General features: G+C 61.8%; 4 protein-coding genes. 1 reads left to right on the top strand and 3 read right to left on the bottom strand.

Annotation, left to right across the window (positions count from 1 at the left end; genetic code table 11):
* Positions 1-277: DUF7341 domain-containing protein (locus tag ACLP9N_RS13350; RefSeq protein ID WP_442407852.1), on the bottom strand; the 277-nt coding region annotated here is incomplete at its 3' end.
* A 70-nt stretch (positions 278-347) separates the two neighbouring features.
* On the opposite strand from ACLP9N_RS13350, the gene ACLP9N_RS13345 reads away from it, so the two are divergent.
* Positions 348-593 carry a hypothetical protein gene (locus ACLP9N_RS13345; RefSeq protein ID WP_442407851.1) on the top strand — a complete coding sequence of 82 codons (246 nt, stop codon included), beginning with the start codon at positions 348-350 and terminating at the stop codon, positions 591-593.
* Between the two features lie 7 nt (positions 594-600).
* On the opposite strand, the gene ACLP9N_RS13340 is transcribed toward ACLP9N_RS13345, so the two are convergent.
* Positions 601-2,148, bottom strand: a complete 1,548-nt coding sequence (locus ACLP9N_RS13340; RefSeq protein ID WP_442407850.1) for a terminase — start codon at positions 2,146-2,148, stop codon at positions 601-603.
* Positions 2,148-2,399, bottom strand: coding sequence for a hypothetical protein (locus tag ACLP9N_RS13335; RefSeq protein WP_442407849.1), 252 nt, complete (start codon positions 2,397-2,399; stop codon positions 2,148-2,150). The genes ACLP9N_RS13340 and ACLP9N_RS13335 overlap by 1 nt, the downstream gene beginning before the upstream one ends.
* Positions 2,400-2,747 lie beyond the last annotated feature (348 nt).

The raw sequence follows: 2,747 nt of genomic DNA, 5'->3' as shown, positions 1-2,747 counted from the left end.
AAGCATGGAGGCGCTCGATCGTGCCGCCCTTATCCGAGCCGCCGCTCCATGAATTCACTGCGGCGTCTATCTGGATGAGTAGATCGAGGACGCTCGTTTGGCACGGCGGCCTGGACCGCTGCTGGGCTGCACGGCTGCTCGTGCGGGCGCCGGCCAGCTCCACGCGGAGCGAGTCATACAAGGCCGGTGACCATCGGCAGGTCCCGGAGTGCCACGTCGGAATCGGGTCCGCGATGCTGTGGACCGCGTCGTCGAGCCGCTGCCGGTACAGCGGCAATGCCGCCTCATCTGTGTCGATACGCGCAGCATAATTGACTTTGACTACGTACGTTGTCAGGAGGCCTGGCATGGCGAACGGCCCCGAAGCCACCGACTGGCTCAAGCCGCTACTCGACGAAGCTCGCAAATGGGACATCGACCTCGCCCCCCTGATTTACCAGTCGGCTGTTCCGGACGACGACGGCCCCGCCGCACGGTTCTTCGGTAGCCGCCAGCACCGCACCGACTGGATCTGGGTGGGATATCAGCTCCGCGAGCTACTCGGCTGGGAAACGTACCCCGACTGCCCGGGGGCGTGGGACATGCCGCTGTAACCCCAGGTCAGAGCACACTGGCCAGCACGTCGTATTCGGCTGGCTGGCCGAGGGTTTCCGCCGCCCAGGCGGCGCCGATCACCGCGATCAACGGGGCCGCGTCCGTCGGCGATTTGGCCCGATCGATCACCCAGCCGCCCGCACCTAAAACTTTCACCGCCGCCGACGTCGCAGCAGCATCCAAACCCGGATGCGACGCATGGCGGATCTTGCGGGACTCCAGGCGGTCGAACAGCATAGACGTCGCCGACGACAGATCCGTTCCCTTCCACGCGATCACCGGCAACCCCGCCGCACTACCATCCGGTAGACACACGTTCTCGATGTCGGGTAGCAGCGACGTCACCGGCGCCCCATTGGACTGCACCACGATGGTCTCGAAGGTGTCGCGGTGGGCGATCAACCAATCGACTACCCAATCGGTGCCCGGCTTGTCTTCCGCGATCCCCACCACCGGCACACCCTCCGCGTCATGCCCACACCGCGCGATATACGACCGGCTGCGATTCCAGGACACGTCTACGCACACGACCTGCCGGCCACCAGCCACCGGCCTGGCACTGTCGTCCAGAGTCTCCTGCCACGACCCCTCAGGAAACGGGCCAACATCCCCGGCTGAACTCCAGCGGCACAGAATCTCAGTCTCGAACACATGCGGCGGATCGGTCTTCAACGCGTGCATCAACGCCCTCGACGTCACGCAATCCTCGGTGATTTCCGTGTGGTTGAGGCTCGGATTCGCTTGTGCCCAAGCCGCCGTGTCGGTGCGCTGCGCGTGCGGCGAAGCCGACCACTCAAACCAGCCCACCGGGTAATCCCGGCCGTCGTCAAGTTCCTCCAGCTCGGCGGCCAAATCGCCCAGAACCTCTTTATCACCGTCACCGTCAGGCCAACCCAATTCGCGATGCGCCTGGGCCCGCAGATACTTCAAGACGATGCTCATCGAGTCCCCGGCATTGGAAAAGCACCACGCCTGCGCGCGCGGGCGGGCCATCATCGTCTTCGTCGTCGCAGCCCAACTGTCCCACCCCTGGTGTTCCCTCAACTCGTCCAAAAGAACGAGATTCGCCGAGAAACCCCGGCCACCACGGCGGCTCGCCGTCGCCACCCGGTATTCAGGGCCGGTGATCAGCTTCAACGACTTCGGATGCCCCAGCGTGATCTTCTCAATCAGCGCGGACAACTCCTCATCGGACTCCGCGATCGCCACCGCCTCAGCCCACGTCTTCTCCGAGGTCGCCAAGTCTTGAGCGGTGCCGAGCACCGTGCGACTGTCACGGACGTAGATATGCCACAGGGCCAAGATCAGCATGGCGAACGACTTACCCGACTGTCTGGCCACTTCGCACACCACCGTGCGGAACCGATACAACGAATCATCGTCGGGGTCCAGCTCAAGCCCATGCACAAGCAAAAATCGTTGCCACGGAAACAATTTGAAACCGAGACCCTCCGCGAACTTGATAGCGGCGAAACCATGACTGGTCTCGGGGGTTAACGGTCTCAGCGGTGGCGTGAAAATCCTGGGTGTCTCGCAGCCTTGTATCTCGGTCATCAGCCCGCCGTCCCCGACAGCGACCTGATGTCGGCGAGCCATCCTTTACGTTCCGTAACACCGATCCGCAGTTCCGCCAACGCATTCTGCAAGCGGGCCGCTGCCGGCGGATGCTGGGGCGTATTCAGGGGATTATCTAAAAGCCTGGCCATCGCCAAAGCCGCCTCGATTAATCCTGGTCGTTTGGACGCCGTAGATAATCCTTCGATTTCGGCGAGCACACCGCGCTCCACAGGTCCGGGCCCGGCCATTTCAACTCCCACCGGCGGCACCGCGCTCAGTGGCTTTTTCTTGATCCCACGCCGACGCCGGCCACGCTGATAATTGGATTCAGCTAGCCGACATTCGTCGCACCGACACCCCCCGCTTACGTACATTGACCTGGTGCCGTGCCGTGTCGCCATGCCCTTATTATGCCGTACCGGGAACGGATTGTGTTGCAACACACTTTAGGTAATCGACAATAATCGAATAATGTTGCGCTGCAAAAGATATGCGCCTAATAGATACTCTATTTCAATAGAATTGTGCTAATTCAAATGGCTTCCCGCCAAAAAACTTCCTGATCGGCCGGTCGCCTCGTTGTTGATCTTGAAAAA

It is taken from the genome of Mycobacterium sp. (genome assembly GCF_052144515.1).
In the GTDB taxonomy this organism is placed as follows: Bacteria; Actinomycetota; Actinomycetes; order Mycobacteriales; family Mycobacteriaceae; genus Mycobacterium.
Note: the sequence above shows the minus strand (reverse complement) of the source record. Positions and strands in the feature narration are given on the sequence as shown.